Source organism: Pseudomonas sp. 22082, assembly GCF_052046055.1.
GTDB classification, from domain to species: domain Bacteria; phylum Pseudomonadota; class Gammaproteobacteria; order Pseudomonadales; family Pseudomonadaceae; genus Aquipseudomonas; species Aquipseudomonas pharyngis.
On sequence record NZ_JBQEQB010000002.1, the window covers coordinates 332,355 to 348,040 of the forward strand.

Consider the following 15,686-nt stretch of genomic DNA (forward strand, 5'->3'; position numbering starts at 1 on the left):
CGACGCATTCGCGAGCAAGCCCGCTCCCACATTAAGAAATTGCGCCACCTGTCTAACCTTATGCTCATTCGGTATTTCTCAAGCTTGTCATAACGTCTCTAAGATCACGTCATAACTCGTTATAACAAGTGATCCCGTGATGACCGATAACGTTCTCTCCTTAAGCAGCGTTCCTCTGCACACCCAACTGCGCGACGTGCTGCGAGCCAGGATTCTCGACGGTGAATACCCGCAAGACAGCCAGATGCCGTCCGAAAGCGAGCTCGGCGCACTGTTCAAGGTCAGCCGCATCACCGTGCGCCAGGCCCTGGGCGATCTGCAGAAGGAAGGGCTGATCTTCAAGATCCACGGCAAAGGCACCTTCGTCGCCAAGCCCAAGACCTTTCAAAACGTCAGCACCCTGCAAGGCCTCGCCGAATCCATGACCGGCCGTGGCTACGAGGTGATCAACCGCCTGCGCAGCTTCAAATTCATCGCCGCCGACAAATTGGTCGCCGAGCGTTTGCAGGTCGCCGAAGGCGAAACTGTTGCGCAGATCAAACGCGTACGCCTGATCAATCGCGAGCCGATTTCGCTGGAAATCACCTACCTGCCCAAAGCCGTCGGCGAGCGGCTGGAGAAGGCTGATCTGGTGACCCGCGACATCTTCCTGATCCTCGAAAACGACTGCGGCATCGCCCTCGGCCACGCCGATCTGGCCATCGACGCGGTGCTGGCCGACAGCGACCTGACCCAGGCCCTGAACGTCGAGGCCGGCTCGCCGATCATGCGTATTGAGCGTCTGACTCACGACGCCGACGGCCAGCCGCTGGACTTCGAACACCTTTACTACCGTGGCGATGCGTTCCAGTACCGCCTGCGGATCGACCGGCAAAAAGGGGCGTGACCATGACCCGCAATACCTTAGAGCAGGAATACGACATCGTCGTGATCGGTGGCGGCACTGCCGGCCCGATGGCCGCGATCAAGGCCAAGGAAAAGAACAAGGAGCTGCGCGTGCTGCTGGTCGACAAGGCCAACGTCAAGCGCAGCGGCGCGATCAGCATGGGCATGGACGGCCTGAACAACGCGATCATCCCCGGCCACTCGACGCCCGAGCAGTACACCAAGGAAATCACCATCGCCAACGACGGCATCGTCAATCAGGCGGCGGTGTACGCCTATGCCACTCACAGCTTTGAAACCATCGAGCAGCTCGACCGCTGGGGCGTGAAGTTCGAGAAGGACGAAACCGGCGATTACGCGGTGAAGAAAGTCCACCACATGGGCGCCTACGTGCTGCCGATGCCGGAAGGGCACGACATCAAGAAAGTCCTGTATCGCCAGTTGAAACGCGCAAGGGTCAACATCACCAATCGCCTGGTCTGCACCCGTCTGCTGACTGACGAGGAGGGCGCCGTCAACGGTGTGATGGGGTTTGACTGCCGCACCGCCGACTTCCATGTGATCAAAGCCAAGGCAGTAATCCTCGCTTGTGGCGCGGCCGGCCGGTTAGGTCTGCCGTCCTCGGGTTACCTGATGGGCACCTACGAAAACCCGACCAACGCTGGCGACGGTTACGCGATGGCGTACCACGCCGGGGCCGAACTGGCGAACCTCGAGTGCTTCCAGATCAATCCGCTGATCAAGGATTACAACGGCCCGGCCTGCGCCTACGTCACGGGGCCGCTCGGCGGCTACACCGCCAACAACAAGGGCGAACGCTTCATCGAGTGCGACTACTGGAGCGGGCAGATGATGTGGGAGTTTCACCAGGAACTGGAGAGCGGCAACGGTCCGGTGTTCCTCAAACTCGATCACTTGGCCGAGGAAACCATCCAGAACATCGAGGAAATCCTCCACAGCAACGAGCGCCCGAGTCGCGGCCAGTTCCACTCCAATCGCGGCACCGATTACCGCACGCAGATGGTCGAGATGCACATCTCGGAAATCGGTTTTTGCAGCGGCCATTCGGCGTCCGGCGTGTGGGTCAACGAGCGCGCCGAAACCTCGGTGAAGGGTTTGTACTCGGCCGGCGACATGGCTGCCGTGCCGCACAACTACATGCTCGGCGCGTTCACCTACGGCTGGTTCGCAGGTAATAACGCGGCGGAATTTGTCGCCGGGCGCGAGTTCTCTGCGCTGGATACCGAGCAGATCGAGAAGGAAAAGGCCCGGGTCTACGCACCGCTGGATCGCGAACACGGTCTGCCGCCGGCGCAGGTCGAGTACAAGCTGCGGCGCTTCGTCAACGACTACCTGCAACCGCCGAAAGTGACGAAGAAGATGGAAATCGGCCTGCAACGCTTCAGCGACATCGAGCGCGATCTCAACCAGATGAAGGCCAACAACGCCCACGAACTGATGCGCGCCATGGAAACCAGCGTGATCCGCGACTGCGCCGAAATGGCCGCCCGCGCCTCACTGTTCCGCGCCGAAAGCCGCTGGGGCCTGTATCACTACCGCGTCGATCATCCGCAACGGGACGACCGCGAATGGTTCTGCCACTGCCATCTGAAGAAGGGCGAAGACGGGCGCATGACCAGTTTCAAGAAAGCCGTCGAGCCTTACATCATCCCCCTCGATGCCGAGGAAATGCAGGCCTACGACCGTTTGCGGGTCGGCGCTTTCGCCGCTTGATGCATCACTAGAGAGAGTCCGAACCATGGCCTATCAAGCCCAGGAAATCTTCTTCCGCTCCAATGCCCCCGTCACCGTGGACGAGGACAAATGCATCGCCGACAAGGGCTGCACCGTGTGCGTTGACGTCTGTCCGATGGACCTGCTGGCGATCAACCCGGCCACGCAAAAGGCCTACATGGCCTTCGATGAGTGCTGGTACTGCATGCCGTGCGAAAAGGACTGCCCGACCGGTGCCGTCAAAGTCGAAATCCCTTATCTCCTGCGGTGACCCCAAATCCACTGTGGGAGGGGGCTTGCTCCCGAAGAGGCCGGCATTGCTGGCATCACTATTGACTGAAACACCGCTTTCGCGAGCAAGCCCGCTCCCACAGGGGATTTGTAGCGAGCCGATAGCCATCCGGAAAACCCCGGACGCTGGATTCACCAAACACCCCTCGTTTCCCACCGCGCCCTGATCGCGGCGGAGACGAACATCCTATAAATGATTCGAGGGGATTCAACCATGTTGCGTGCAGCAATCGCCGGTCTGGTACTGGCTTCGTTCACCCTGTCGGCCTCGGCCGAAACCATCCGCATTGCCATCGGCACCCAGGACACCACCATCAACTGCGCCGCCGGCGGCCTGTTGATTCGTGAGCTGGGCCTGCTCGACAAATACCTGCCTCACGAGGGCGCCTATAAAGACGCCAAATATGACGTGCAGTGGAAAAACTTCACCAGCGGTGCGCCGCTGACCAACGAGATGGTCGCCGGCAAACTCGACTTCGGCGCCATGGCCGATTTCCCCGGTGCGTTCAACGGCGTGGCGTTCGAAACCGCCGGCAAACACAGCCTGTTCATCAGCGTGCTGTCGGGCAGCATCAAGGGCAGCGGCAACGGCATCGTGGTGCCGAGCGCGTCGGGCGTGCAGTCGCTGAGCGAGCTCAAGGGCAAGACCATTTCCGTACCGTTCGCGTCCACCGCCCACGGCATGCTGCTGCGCGCGGTGGCGGAGCAGGGCTGGGATCCGCTCAAGGACGTGAACATCATCGCCCAGCCGCCAGAAGTCGCAGGCTCGGCGTTGCAGGCCGGCAAGATCGACGCCCACGCCGACTTCGTACCGTTCGCCGAGCTGTTCCCGAGCCGTGGCTTCGCCCGCAAGATCTACGACGGCGCCCAGGCCAATGCACCGACCTTCCACGGTGCGCTGGTGGATCAGGCCTACGCGAAAAAATACCCGGAAATCGTCGTTGCTTACCTGCGCGCCAGCATCGAGGCCAATCAACTGTTGGCCGCCGAACCGGAGAAATACAGCGAGCTGATCGCCAAGGTCACCGGCGTTGATGCTGAGGTCAATTACCTGTTCCACGGCCCGCTCGGCGTGCAGACCCGCGACCTGAGCTGGAAACCGGAATATCGCCAGGCTGTGGGCACGGCCATCGACACGCTGAAGCTGCTGAAGAAGGCCGATCGTGGGCTCGATCTGAATACCTTTATTGACGATCAGTACATCCGTGCGGCGTTCAAGGCTTCGAATCTGGATTACACCGCGCAACTGGCCAACTACGCGCAGACGCCGTTGAAGTCTGTCGATGCGGTGACTGGAAAAGCTATCAGCGATTTCAGCCATGTCGCGGAAATCTGGGTGCGCGGTGAGGACAAGGTCCGGCGCTATGCCTCGGCTGAAGAGGCGTTCACCGCGCTGGCCGGCCTGAAGTCGGAAGGCAAGAACATCCGGGCGGTGTATGCCCAGGCGAGTGACAGCGGAATCAAGTTGCTGGCGGAGCAGGCGTGGTTTGCCAGCGATGCGAAGGGGCGCCTCAGCGCGTTTCTGCTCAAAGGCCAAGCCCAGCAATACGCGTCGGCGCAGGGCGGGAAGGTTCTCGACTTCACCGACGCCACGACCCAGGCCGTGGCCACCCGTTGACTCAAACGTAGATCGTTCCCACGCGGAGCGTGGGAACGATCAGAGGTGATATATGTTTTCACGCTGGATCCCCCGAGCCGCCTCATTGCTGCTCTGCCTGCTCTTCTGGCAACTCGCTGCCAGCCACCACTGGAACCTCGGCCTCGTCACCTTCGCCAACGTTCCAACCCCGTTGGCTGTGATCGAAGCCGCCCTTGGCCTGGGCGACTCCGGCAAGCTCATCCAGCACCTGAGCGCCAGCCTCGGCCGGGTCTTTGCCGGTTACCTCGCGGCGCTGGTGATCGGCATCGCCCTGGGCCTGGCCATCGGCCGCTCAAAGTGGGCCGAAGACCTGCTGCTGCCACCGTTGGAAGTGCTGCGCCCAATCCCCGCCGTCGCCTGGATTCCACTGGCCATCCTGATGTTCCCATCCTCCGAACTGTCGATGGTCTTCATCACCTTCACCGGCGCGCTATTCCCGATCCTGCTCAACACCGTGCACGGCGTCGAAGGCGTCGACCCGCGCCTGATCGCCTCGGCCAAAAGCCTCGGGGCCGGGCGTCGGGCGATTCTGCTGGAAGTGATCCTGCCGGGTGCCGCGCCCAGCATCATCACCGGCCTCGCCATCGGCATGGGCACCTCATGGTTCTGTCTGGTGACCGCCGAAATGATCTCCGGCCAGTTCGGCATCGGTTACTACACCTGGGAGTCCTACACCATCCAGAACTATGCGGACATCGTGGTCGGCATGTTGCTGATCGGCGTGTTGGGCATGGGCAGCAGCCTGCTGATCAAACGCCTGGGCGGGCTGTTCACGCCCTGGCATCGACCACGAGGAAAAGCCTGATGAGCGTGATGCAAACCCCGGAAGGGCGGATCGATATCCGTCAGCTATCCATCGTCCTCGGCGAAGGCCGGCAAGCGTTTGAAGCGGTGCAGGGGCTGGACTGCCAGATCGAACCGGGCCAGTTCGTGTGTATTCTCGGCCCGTCCGGTTGCGGCAAATCGACCTTGCTCGGCGCGCTGGCCGGGCATCTGCAGCCCCATGGCGGACAGTTGAAAGTCGACGGCACCGACGTGTCCGGCCCGTCACCACAACGCGGCATGGTGTTCCAGCATCACACGTTGTTTCCGTGGCGCACGGTGCGCGACAACGTCGCCTTCGGCCTGAAGATGCGCGGAATCGGCAAGGCCGAACGCCATCGCGCCGCCGACGACATCCTCAAACTGGTCGGCCTCGAAGGCTTCGCCGAACGCTGGCCGGATCAACTTTCCGGCGGCATGCAGCAACGGGTGGAGATCGCCCGGGTGCTGGTCAATCGCCCCCGGCTGTTGCTGATGGACGAACCCTTCGGCGCACTGGACGCGCTGACCCGGCTGAACATGCAGGAACTGCTGCTGGACATCTGGACGCGGATTCGCACCACCGTGGTGTTCGTCACCCATGACATCGACGAAGCGCTATTCCTCGCCGATCGCTTGCTGGTGATGAGCGCACGACCGGGGCGAATCATCGAAGACCTGCGCTTGGATTTCCCCCGGCCACGCACCACCGAACTGGTGACCAGCCACGAGTTCTCGCGCCTCAAGCGCCACTGCCTCGACCTGCTGCGCCACGACAACGACCGACCGCTGCCGCGCCTCAACCCGCTCGGCCTGCCTCCCGAAAACGCCTTGCCGAGATTTGCCCTGTGACTTCATTTTTTGCTGTGACCGATAACGACGACATTCTCGCCCTGCAACCACGCCTGACCGCCGATGATGCCGGGGTGCGGCGGATTGCCCTGATCGACCTGGCCGACCTCGAAGAGCCGGACGGTCTGCTCTGGCTGGTCGAGCGCCTGGCCGCAGACCCCGCCGAAGAAGTGCGTGCCGAAGCGGCGCGCCTGTTGGAAGCCTGGGAAGACCAACCGGTGGTTGAAGCGCTGTGCCAGTCGCTGACGGATCCGTCGCCGGCGGTGCAAGCCGCTGCGGCGCAGAGCCTGAGCCTGCTCAAGACCGAAGCGGCGGGCAGGGTGATTCTGCCGTGGACCGCCCATGCCGAAACCGGCGTGCGGATTGCCGCGTTCCGGGCCTTGCGTGAATTGCGCTTCCCCGGCGCTGCGCCGGCCGCGATTCAGGCGCTGAACGATGCCGACGCCAGCGTGCGCCGTGAAGCCGTCGGCGTGCTTGGCTGGCTCAAGCTACTCGACGCGCTGCCAGCCCTGGCCCGCTTGGCCAGCAATGATCCGGACACCGAAGTGCGCCGCGCCGCCACCGGCGCCCTGGGCCTGGCCAGTGATGCCGAGGTGCTGCCCGCGTTGCGTCAGGCCTTGCAGGATCAGGCCTGGCAAGTGCGCGAAGAAGCCGCGACCACCCTCGGCAAGGTCGGCCACACCGACGCCGGGCCGGCGCTGATCGAAGCCTTGGCCGACGACTACTGGCAGGTTCGCCTGCGCGCGACCCGCAGCCTCGGCCGTTTGCGTTACGTGCCAGCCCTCGACGCGCTGATCGACACCCTCGGCCACCGCATCAGCAACCTGCGCAAGGAAGCCGCGCTGGCTCTCGGCGAACTGAACGATCGCGGGGCCGTGGCCGCATTGCAGGCCGCGCAGGACGACGGCGATCCGGAAGTGCGCAAAGCCGTGCGGATTGCCTTGAGTCAGCTGCAATGAATCCGCTGTCGGTCGGCAATTCTCAAACTGAGCACCGGTTGCGGCTGAGCTGGCCGGATGGCCGCGAGCAGTTGCTTGACCATGCCGAACTGCGCCGCCAATGCCCGTGCTCGCAATGCCGGGCGTTTCGCCTGCGGGGCTCGCCGCCCATGGTTGACCCGCGTGTGCGGGTCCTCGAATTGAACGCTCAGGGCTACGGTCTGCAACTGGTGTTCAGCGACGGCCATCAGCGCGGGATTTACCCGTGGGCCTATCTGGCGCAGCTGGAGGGGATCACTGTCCCGCCTTCATCGCCGGCCGACAGCCATGGAAAATATCCAGCCCCGGCTGATACAGCGACGTCCTGACCTCGAACAACCCCAGCACCGAGTGGAACAGGTTGTCATGGCTCAGATCCGGCTGGCTGCTCTTGCCTTGCAGGCAGCCACGGTCGATGCCCAGTTGCGCCAGGGTGTTGTTGCCGAACCACATCACCATCGGCACATGGGTCTGGGCTTCCGGCGCCAGCGCATAGGGCGCGGCGTGCAGGTACAGGCCGTTCTCGCCCAATGATTCGCCATGGTCGGACACGTACAGCATCGATGTATCGAGGTGGTCCTGATTGCGCTTGAGCAGCTCGATCACCTTGGCCAGGAAATGGTCGGTGTAGAGGATCGTGTTGTCGTAGACGTTGACCAGTTCGTCACGGCTGCAACTGCCCAGTTGATTGGTGTGGCAGATCGGTTTGAAGCGCTCCATGTCCTTGGGATAGCGCTCGTAGTATTCCGGGCCGTGACTGCCGTCGGCGTGGAGGACGATGATCGCGTTGCCCTTGAGGCGGTCGATGTAGCCTTGCAGGTCAGCCAGCAGCGCTTCGTCGAGGCAGTTGTTGCCGTCGCAGAACGGCCCCGGCTGGTTCTTCGCGATGTCGCGGTTCGGCACCCGCAGGCAGGTGCCCTTGCAGTCGCTGTTGTTGTCCAGCCACAGCACCTGTACGCCGGCCCGTTGCAGGATATCCAGCAGGCCTTCGTAGGTTTTGCCTTTCTTGTCGCTGTAGTCCTCGCGCGGGAACATCGAGAACATGCACGGCACCGACACCGCCGTCGAGGTGCCGCAGGAATGCACGTTGGTGAAGTTGATGATGTCGAGTTTGCTCAGCTCGGGATTGGTCTCGCGCTCATAACCGTTGAGCGAGAAATGGTCGGCCCGGGCGGTTTCGCCGACCACGAACACCATCAGCGATTTCTTCTCGCGACCGGCCGCCTTGGCGCTCATCACCGCGTCTTCGCCGATGGCCTGCACCACGAAATGCTTTTTGATCCCCAGCCGTTGCTTGGTGTATTTGCTGATCGCGTAGATGTAGTTGGTCGGGTTGATGAAGTGGGTGAGCTTGTCTTCCTCACGAAAGATCGGCGCGTAGGTCGAATAGAACGCGCCCACCGAAGCGCCGATCACCAGCACACAGGCCACGATCACCAGCACCTTGTTCAGCAAGCCTCGAAAGAACGACCGATAAACCACCGGCCAGCGCCAGATCAGCACGGCCGGCAACACACCGAGCACCAGCACGTAAGCCAGAAGTTTGCCGCTGAACAGCGCCGTGGCTTCCCCGGGGTTGGTTTCGAACACGTTCTGGATCATCACCGTGTCGATGGTGATGCCGTATTCGTTCATGAAATACGCCGCGCAAGACGAAAGCACAGCCACCAGCGTCAATGCCGGTTTCAGCGTCCAGCGAAACGACACCAGGGTCAGCAGCAGGGTGAGCGCCGCCCACAGAAACAGCCCGAAGGAGGCGAAAAACGCCAGTTTCTGTGCGCCTTGCAGGGTAATCAGCGTTCCCAGCGCCTTCCAGGTCGCCAGGTTGTACAGCGCCACCAGTGCCAGCGAAAACAGCAGCACCAGGCGGGTCGGAGTGATGACTGGCAAGCGCAGTCCTTTGCCCAAAGCCATTTGAATCTTTCCTCTACCGATAGAAAACTCATACGAATGTGCTCCTGACTGTAGAAGATGATGGGTAAAAATTTTGTAAACATCCGGTAACAGTTTTTCAGCGATGGCTGACGTAACTCAGGTGGCCGTTGAGCGCCGCGCGATGAAGTCGGACCGAGCTGACTGGCGGTGCTTGTCAGGAAATTCCCACAAGAGTACAAATGTACTCCATGACGACTCTGACTCCCCGCCGTACCGCCATCCTGACCTTCATCCGCGAACGCATCGCCGAACACGGTCAGCCCCCAAGCCTCGCTGAAATCAGCGAGGCTTTTGGTTTTGCCTCCCGCAGCGTGGCGCGCAAGCATGTGCTGGCGCTCACCGAAGCCGGGTTCATCGAGGTCAACCCGCATCAGGCCCGGGGCATTCGTTTGCTCGGGCAACCGGCGCGACCGGAACTGCTCGAAGTGCCGGTGCTCGGCCGGGTGGCCGCCGGTGCGCCCATCGGTGCCGATGCCGACCTGCACAATCGGCTGATGCTCGACCCGGCGTTGTTCTCCCGCACGCCCGACTACATGCTGCGGGTGCAGGGCGATTCGATGATCGAGGACGGCATTCTCGACGGCGATCTGGTCGGCGTGCGGCGCAACCCCGAGGCGCTCAACGGCCAGATCGTGGTGGCGCGGCTCGACGGTGAAGTCACCATCAAACGCTTCGAGCGCATCGGTGATGAGGTTCGCCTGTTGCCGCGCAACCCGGCGTACCAGCCGATTGTGGTGCGGGCCGATCAAGACCTGGCCATCGAAGGGGTGTTCTGCGGTCTGGTGAGGCAAGGCTGATGGGGGCCGTCGTTGCGCTGGATACGCTGTTCAATGGCGGCCAGGTCTGGAAGGGCCGGCCTGCGCCACCGGCCGCCAGCCCGCAACCCACCGGGCACGCGGCGCTGGACGCAGCGTTGCCCAGTGGCGGCTGGCCGGAAGCGGCGCTGAGCGAAATCCTCCTGGCCGGGCCCGGTGTCGGTGAGCTGCAACTGGTGTGGCCGACGTTGGCGCGGCTGTCGGCGGCGGGCGAGCGCATCGTGCTGGTGGCGCCGCCGTTTGTGCCGTACCCGCAGGCCTGGGCCAATGCCGGAGTCGATCTGCGGCAGTTGTCGGTGATCCAGGCCAGCGAGCGCGATGCGTTGTGGGCGGCGGAACAATGCCTGCGCTCGGGCAGCTGCGGTGCGGTGCTGTGCTGGCCGCACAAGGCCGATGATCGCGCCTTGCGCCGTTTGCAGGTGGCGGCGGAAACCGGCCAGACCCTGGCGTTCGCGTGGCGGCCATTGAGCGAAGCGGTCAACCCGTCGCCGGCCGCATTGCGCATTGCCATCGATGCACGACCCGCGCAATTGCGCGTGCTCAAGTGCCGGGGTGGTCTGGCGCGCAGCGCACCGATTGCCTTCGCCGTGGGGCATTGAGGTCGCCATGCGCTGGGTTTGCATTCTGTTCCCGCAATTGGCTCTCGACGCCGTGCTGCGTCAGCGCCCCGATCCCGAGCAACCCTTGGCGCTGCTCAGCGGCCCGGCCCAGCGCCGGGTGCTGCAAGCGGTCAACCCGGCGGCGCGGGCACTGGGCTTGCGTCCGGGGCAGTCGATGACCGCCGCGCAGGCCATGAGCAAAGGGTTCGCCACCGTCGATTACGATTCGGCCGAGGTTGAGCACTGGCAGCAGTTTCTCGCCGCCTGGGCCTATCGCTTCAGCGCGCAGGTCAGCGTGCATTACCCGCGCACCGTGGTGTTCGAGATCGAATCGAGCCTCGGGCTTTTCGGTTCCTGGGCGCAGTTCGAGGCGCGGTTGCGCACGGAGCTGACCGAGCTGGGTTTTCGGCACCGCATCGTTGCCGCGCCCAACCCGGTGGCGGCACGGGTGTTGGCCAACGCCTACGACGGATTGGTGGTGCCCGACGGTGAAGCCCTGCGCCATCACCTCGGGCAATTGCCGGTCGACCGCATCGGCCTTGAACCGAGCGTGGCCACGGCGTTGTCGCGCATGGGCCTGCGCAACCTTCATCAGGTGCAGAACCTGCCGCGTCAGGCCCTGGCCCGGCGTTTCGAGGCGCCGATGCTCAAGCATCTGGACACGCTGTTCGGCGCACGGCCGCTGGCGCTGGCGTTCTACCTGCCGCCGGATCGCTTCGATGTGCGCATCGAACTCAATTTCGACGTGCAGTCCCATCAGGCGCTGCTGTTTCCATTGCGCCGCCTGACGTCCGATCTGGCGGCGTTTTTGTGCGGGCGCGACAGCGGCGTGCAGCGCTTCGACCTGCATCTGGAACACGCCGGGTTGCCGGACACGCTGATCAAGGTCGGCCTGCTCAGCGCCGAGCGCGATCCGGCGATGCTCTTTGAACTGGCCCGTGGCCGACTGGAGCAGGTGCAGGTCGAAGCCCCGGTGCGCGGTTTTCGTTTGCGCGCCGAGGATCTGCCGAGTTTCGTGCCGCAGTTTCAGGAGCTGTTCGACGACCGTCCGCAGCAGACCTTGCCCTGGGAGCAATTGCGCGAACGCCTGCGCGCGCGGCTGGGGGATGAGGCGGTGCAGGGCCTGCGCTTTCAGGCCGATCATCGCCCGGAGTGCGCGTGGCAGAACGCCGATGACAAACAGCGTTGCCCTGCATTGTCGGGCGTGCAGCGTCCGGGCTGGTTGCTGGGCGAGCCGCAGTCCGTGCCCGAAGGTTCGGCGCGCATCCTCATGGGCCCGGAACGGATCGAGTCCGGCTGGTGGGACGGTGACGACGTGCGCCGCGACTATTACCTGATCCAGAACCGCGCCGGCCAGCAAGGCTGGGCGTACCGGGCGGTGGGTGAGGGCGGCCCGTTGTGGCTGCAGGGCTGGTTCGCGTGAGCCAGGGTTACGCCGAACTGCACTGCCTGTCGAACTTCAGTTTCCAGCGTGGTGCGTCCAGTGCGCTGGAGCTGTTTCAGCGGGCGAAAAAACACGGCTATCAGGCACTGGCGATCACCGATGAATGCACCCTGGCCGGGATCGTTCGTGCCTGGCAGGCGGCCAAATCCGTGGAGCTGCCGCTGATCATCGGCAGCGAGATGCGCATCGAGAACGGCCCGAAACTGGTGTTGCTGGTCGAGAACATCGAGGGTTATCAAACGCTGTGCGGCTTGATTACCCAAGCCCGACGGCGTACCCGGAAAGGCCAGTATCAAATACTGCGCGAGGACTTCAGCGAACCGCTGCCGGGGCTATTGGTGCTGTGGGTGCCGGATTCGGTCGATGAGGTGGAAGAGGGCCGCTGGCTGAAGCAGACCTTCGGCGAGCGGCTGTGGCTGGCGGTGCAGTTGCACCGCGGGCAGGACGATCAGCGGCGACTGGCTGCACTGCTGAGTCTGGCGGATGAACTGCAGATTCGGGCAGTGGCCAGTGGCGATGTGCACATGCACGCCCGTGGCCGGAGGGCCTTGCAGGACACCATGACCGCGATCCGCCATCACGTCCCGGTAGCGGAAGCCGGATTGCGCCTGCACCCCAATGGCGAGCGGCATTTGCGCAGCCTCGATGTGTTGCGCGAGTTGTATCCGCAGACCTTGCTGGACGAGTCGGTGAATCTGGCTCGCCGCTGCACCTTCGATCTGGGCGAGTTGCGCTATCAATACCCCAAAGAACTGGTGCCCGAGGAACACAGCGCCAGTTCCTGGCTGCGCCACCTGACCGAACAAGGCATCGCCTGGCGCTGGCCGAAAGGCGCACAGCCCAAGGTGCTCAAGCAGATCGACGATGAGCTGGAGCTGATCGCCGAACTCGGCTACGAAAGCTACTTCCTCACCGTGCACGACGTGGTGCGCTTCGCCCGTGAGCAGAAAATCCTCTGCCAGGGCCGAGGTTCGGCGGCCAATTCGGCGGTGTGTTTTGCCTTGGGCATCACCGAGATCGACCCGGATCGCACCACGCTGCTGTTCGAGCGTTTCATGTCGAGGGAGCGCAACGAGCCGCCGGACATCGACGTGGATTTCGAGCACGAACGCCGGGAAGAAGTCCTGCAATACGTGTTTCGTCGTTATGGTCGCCGTCGTGCGGCGCTGACGGCGGTGGTCAGCACTTACCACGCTTCCGGCGCGATCCGCGATGTGGCCAAGGCGCTGGGTTTGCCGGCGGACCAGATCAATGCGCTGGCCGACTGCTGCGGCCACTGGAGCGATGAAACCCCTCCCGTGGAGCGCCTGCGTGAAGGCGGTTTCGATCCCGAAAGCCCGCTGCTGCACCGGGTGCTGAGCCTGACCGGGCAACTGATCGGCTTCCCCCGGCACCTGTCGCAACACCCCGGTGGTTTCGTGATTTCCGAGCAACCGCTGGACACTTTGGTGCCGGTGGAAAACGCCGCCATGGCCGACCGCACGATTATCCAGTGGGACAAGGATGACCTCGACGCCGTCGGGCTGCTCAAGGTGGATATCCTCGCCCTTGGCATGCTCAGCGCGATCCGCCGCTGTTTCGACCTGCTGCGCCGTCATCGTCATCAGGATCTGAGCCTGGCCACGATCCCGCCTGAGGATCGTCCGACCTACGACATGATCAGCCGCGCCGACACCATCGGTGTGTTCCAGATCGAGTCCCGGGCGCAGATGTCGATGCTGCCGCGCCTGCGCCCGCAAACCTTCTACGACCTGGTGATCGAGGTGGCCATCGTCCGGCCGGGGCCGATCCAGGGCGGCATGGTCCATCCGTACCTGCGCCGCCGGAACAAGGAGGAAGAGGAAACCTATCCGTCCCCGGAACTGGAAGTGGTGCTCAAGCGCACCCTTGGCGTGCCGCTGTTTCAGGAACAGGTGATGCAGATCGCCATTGTCGCCGCCGACTACAGCCCCGGTGAGGCCGATCAGTTGCGCCGCTCCATGGCCGCGTGGAAACGCCACGGCGGGCTGGAGCCGCACAAGGAACGACTGGCCGCCGGCATGAAGAAAAACGGCTACTCCCCGGAATTCGCCGCGCAGATCTTCGAGCAGATCAAGGGCTTCGGCAGTTACGGTTTCCCTGAATCCCACGCTGCCAGTTTTGCCTTGCTGACCTATGCCAGTTGCTGGCTCAAGTGCCACGAACCGGCGGCGTTCGCCTGCGCGCTGATCAACAGTTGGCCGATGGGGTTCTACAGCCCGGATCAGATTCTTCAGGACGCGCGCCGGCATCATTTGCAGATCCGCCCGGTGGACGTGCGCGCCAGTGACTGGGATTGCAGCCTGGAGCCGATCACCGGCGAGCAACCGGCCATCCGCATGGGCCTGCGGATGATCAAGGGCTTTCGCGAGGAGGATGCGCGCAGCATTGAAAGCGCGCGGGCGAGGGGGGCGTTTGCCGATGTCGCCGATCTGGGCGAACGGGCCGGGCTCGACAGTCGCGCCCAGGCGCTGCTGGCCGATGCCGGGGCATTGCGCGGTCTGGCCGGTCATCGTCATCGGGCACGCTGGGAAGTGGCCGGGGTGCAGAAACAGCTCGGGTTGTTTGCCGGGTTGCCGAGTCAGGAAGAGCCGGATGTGCTGCTGCCGACGCCGAGTGTCAGCGAAGACCTGTTCACCGACTACGCCACACTGGGCACTACGCTGGGGCCGCACCCGCTGACGTTGTTGCGCAACGAGTTGCGGGCACGGCGCTGCCGCAGTTCCCGGGAGTTGCTGGAAGTCGAGCATGGTCGGCCGGTCAGCGTGGCGGGGCTGGTGACCGGTCGCCAGCGGCCGGGCACCGCCAGCGGCGTGACCTTCGTGACCCTGGAAGACGAGTTCGGCAACGTCAACGTGGTGGTCTGGCGCGATCTGGCCGAGCGTCAGCGGCAGGTGCTGGTGGGCTCGCAATTGCTCAAGGTCGATGGCCGCTGGGAGCGGGAAGGCGAGGTGCGGCACTTGATTGCCGGACGCCTGAGCGATCTGACTCCGCTGCTCAACGGCATCCGCGTACAGAGCCGCGACTTCCACTGATCAGCGCTGTGGCCAGAACCGTTCGCCACCCCCCGGCGCTTCCGTCCACGCTTGCAACGAGCGGGTCGGCAAATCGAAGTAATCCCGGGTCCGCGCATAACCATGCCCGCCCATGCGCCCGATCGCATCCAGCCCCAATTGATCGATGTACAGGGTTTTCGGGTCAATCAACTCGTCGCGCACATGGGCCATCAACACCTCGCCAAAAATGATCTCCCGGGACTGACCGATGTTCAGCGCCATCATCCGTCGGCATTCCAGCGCCACGGGGGCTTCGCCGATTCGCGGGCATTTGACCGCGGTGCCGGGAATCGCTGTCAGGCCGGCAGCGGTCAATTCATCGAAGCCCGGCGCAAACGGCACGGCGCAGACGTTCATGGCCTCCACCAGTGCATCGCTGACGATGTTGACCGTGAACTCCTGATTCATCTGGATATTGCGCGTGGTGTCCTTCGGGCTCTGATCGCCGTAGTTCTCCACGCCGAGCGCGAGAATGGGCGGATCTGCCGACAGGGCATTGAAAAAACTGAACGGCGCGGCATTGACCCGGCCTTCGCCGTCGATGGTGGTGACCAGAGCAATCGGGCGCGGCACCACGCTGCCGATCAGAATCTTGTATTTTTCCCGTGGGCTCAGTTGGCTGAAGTCGAAGCTGTGCATG

The 15,686-nt window shown here is 63.5% G+C and carries 13 protein-coding genes and 1 pseudogene; 12 read left to right on the forward strand and 2 right to left on the reverse strand.

Going from position 1 to position 15,686, the window contains the following annotated elements:
- The first annotated feature begins 139 nt into the window (after window positions 1–139).
- The 8 genes and pseudogenes from ACTJK9_RS04025 to ACTJK9_RS04060 all read left to right on the forward strand — a co-directional run.
- Window positions 140–886 carry a GntR family transcriptional regulator gene (locus ACTJK9_RS04025; RefSeq protein ID WP_440812303.1) on the forward strand — a complete coding sequence of 249 codons (747 nt, stop codon included), beginning with the start codon at window positions 140–142 and terminating at the stop codon, window positions 884–886.
- A gap of 2 nt (window positions 887–888) precedes the next feature.
- Complete coding sequence (locus tag ACTJK9_RS04030; protein WP_440812306.1) at window positions 889–2,619, forward strand: fumarate reductase/succinate dehydrogenase flavoprotein subunit; 1,731 nt, start codon at window positions 889–891, stop codon at window positions 2,617–2,619.
- 25 nt (window positions 2,620–2,644) lie between these two features.
- Entirely contained in the window at window positions 2,645–2,890 is a 246-nt protein-coding gene (locus ACTJK9_RS04035; protein WP_041062341.1) for a 4Fe-4S dicluster domain-containing protein, read from the forward strand.
- Between the two features lie 234 nt (window positions 2,891–3,124).
- On the forward strand, window positions 3,125–4,528 hold the full coding sequence (locus tag ACTJK9_RS04040) for an ABC transporter substrate-binding protein (RefSeq protein ID WP_440812309.1): 1,404 nt from the start codon (window positions 3,125–3,127) through the stop codon (window positions 4,526–4,528).
- Window positions 4,529–4,580: 52 nt separating this feature from the next.
- Window positions 4,581–5,354, forward strand: coding sequence for an ABC transporter permease (locus ACTJK9_RS04045; RefSeq protein WP_039768884.1), 774 nt, complete (start codon window positions 4,581–4,583; stop codon window positions 5,352–5,354).
- Window positions 5,354–6,202 (forward strand): ABC transporter ATP-binding protein, encoded by an 849-nt coding sequence (locus ACTJK9_RS04050; protein WP_440812311.1) that lies wholly within the window; start codon window positions 5,354–5,356, stop codon window positions 6,200–6,202. The genes ACTJK9_RS04045 and ACTJK9_RS04050 overlap by 1 nt, the downstream gene beginning before the upstream one ends.
- Window positions 6,199–7,161, forward strand: coding sequence for a HEAT repeat domain-containing protein (locus ACTJK9_RS04055; protein ID WP_440812314.1), 963 nt, complete (start codon window positions 6,199–6,201; stop codon window positions 7,159–7,161). The genes ACTJK9_RS04050 and ACTJK9_RS04055 overlap by 4 nt, the downstream gene beginning before the upstream one ends.
- A pseudogene (locus tag ACTJK9_RS04060) lies at window positions 7,158–7,427 on the forward strand (DUF971 domain-containing protein); the annotation flags it as partial. The gene ACTJK9_RS04055 and the pseudogene ACTJK9_RS04060, both read left to right, overlap by 4 nt.
- 7 nt (window positions 7,428–7,434) lie before the next feature.
- Here ACTJK9_RS04060 and ACTJK9_RS04065 read toward each other — a convergent pair.
- Window positions 7,435–9,093: a phosphoethanolamine transferase gene (locus ACTJK9_RS04065; RefSeq protein ID WP_440812317.1), complete on the reverse strand. Its 1,659-nt coding sequence runs from the start codon at window positions 9,091–9,093 to the stop codon at window positions 7,435–7,437.
- Between the two features lie 200 nt (window positions 9,094–9,293).
- Here ACTJK9_RS04065 and lexA point away from each other — a divergent pair, with 200 nt between their 5' ends.
- The 4 genes from lexA to ACTJK9_RS04085 are packed head-to-tail and all read left to right on the forward strand — an operon-like array spanning window position 9,294 to window position 15,025.
- Window positions 9,294–9,911, forward strand: coding sequence for a transcriptional repressor LexA (gene lexA / locus ACTJK9_RS04070; RefSeq protein ID WP_039768874.1), 618 nt, complete (start codon window positions 9,294–9,296; stop codon window positions 9,909–9,911).
- A complete protein-coding gene (gene imuA, locus ACTJK9_RS04075; RefSeq protein ID WP_007959433.1) occupies window positions 9,911–10,528 on the forward strand; it encodes a translesion DNA synthesis-associated protein ImuA in 618 nt (205 codons plus the stop codon). The genes lexA and imuA overlap by 1 nt, the downstream gene beginning before the upstream one ends.
- A gap of 7 nt (window positions 10,529–10,535) precedes the next feature.
- The gene (locus ACTJK9_RS04080) at window positions 10,536–11,951 is read left to right on the forward strand and encodes a Y-family DNA polymerase (RefSeq protein WP_440812321.1); all 1,416 of its coding nucleotides are present in this window, start codon (window positions 10,536–10,538) and stop codon (window positions 11,949–11,951) included.
- Complete coding sequence (locus ACTJK9_RS04085) at window positions 11,927–15,025, forward strand: error-prone DNA polymerase (RefSeq protein ID WP_440812324.1); 3,099 nt, start codon at window positions 11,927–11,929, stop codon at window positions 15,023–15,025. Before ACTJK9_RS04080 ends, ACTJK9_RS04085 begins: the two co-directional genes overlap by 25 nt.
- Here the strand turns inward: ACTJK9_RS04085 and ACTJK9_RS04090 are convergent, their stop codons facing one another.
- Window positions 15,026–15,685: a flavin reductase family protein gene (locus ACTJK9_RS04090; protein ID WP_085610484.1), complete on the reverse strand. Its 660-nt coding sequence runs from the start codon at window positions 15,683–15,685 to the stop codon at window positions 15,026–15,028. It abuts the gene before it with no gap.
- Window position 15,686: the final 1 nt, after the last annotated feature.

What these genes read in the sequence shown, in the direction of transcription:
- ACTJK9_RS04030 (WP_440812306.1), top strand. Translation starts at nt 889, where the DNA reads ATGACCCGCAATACCTTAGAGCAGGAATACGACATCGTCGTGATCGGT.
- ACTJK9_RS04025 (WP_440812303.1), top strand. Translation starts at nt 140, where the DNA reads ATGACCGATAACGTTCTCTCCTTAAGCAGCGTTCCTCTGCACACCCAA.
- ACTJK9_RS04045 (WP_039768884.1), top strand. Translation starts at nt 4,581, where the DNA reads ATGTTTTCACGCTGGATCCCCCGAGCCGCCTCATTGCTGCTCTGCCTG.
- ACTJK9_RS04090 (WP_085610484.1), bottom strand. Translation starts at nt 15,685, where the DNA reads ATGCACAGCTTCGACTTCAGCCAACTGAGCCCACGGGAAAAATACAAG.
- imuA (WP_007959433.1), top strand. Translation starts at nt 9,911, where the DNA reads ATGGGGGCCGTCGTTGCGCTGGATACGCTGTTCAATGGCGGCCAGGTC.
- lexA (WP_039768874.1), top strand. Translation starts at nt 9,294, where the DNA reads ATGTACTCCATGACGACTCTGACTCCCCGCCGTACCGCCATCCTGACC.
- ACTJK9_RS04035 (WP_041062341.1), top strand. Translation starts at nt 2,645, where the DNA reads ATGGCCTATCAAGCCCAGGAAATCTTCTTCCGCTCCAATGCCCCCGTC.
- ACTJK9_RS04050 (WP_440812311.1), top strand. Translation starts at nt 5,354, where the DNA reads ATGAGCGTGATGCAAACCCCGGAAGGGCGGATCGATATCCGTCAGCTA.
- ACTJK9_RS04065 (WP_440812317.1), bottom strand. Translation starts at nt 9,093, where the DNA reads ATGGCTTTGGGCAAAGGACTGCGCTTGCCAGTCATCACTCCGACCCGC.
- ACTJK9_RS04040 (WP_440812309.1), top strand. Translation starts at nt 3,125, where the DNA reads ATGTTGCGTGCAGCAATCGCCGGTCTGGTACTGGCTTCGTTCACCCTG.
- ACTJK9_RS04080 (WP_440812321.1), top strand. Translation starts at nt 10,536, where the DNA reads ATGCGCTGGGTTTGCATTCTGTTCCCGCAATTGGCTCTCGACGCCGTG.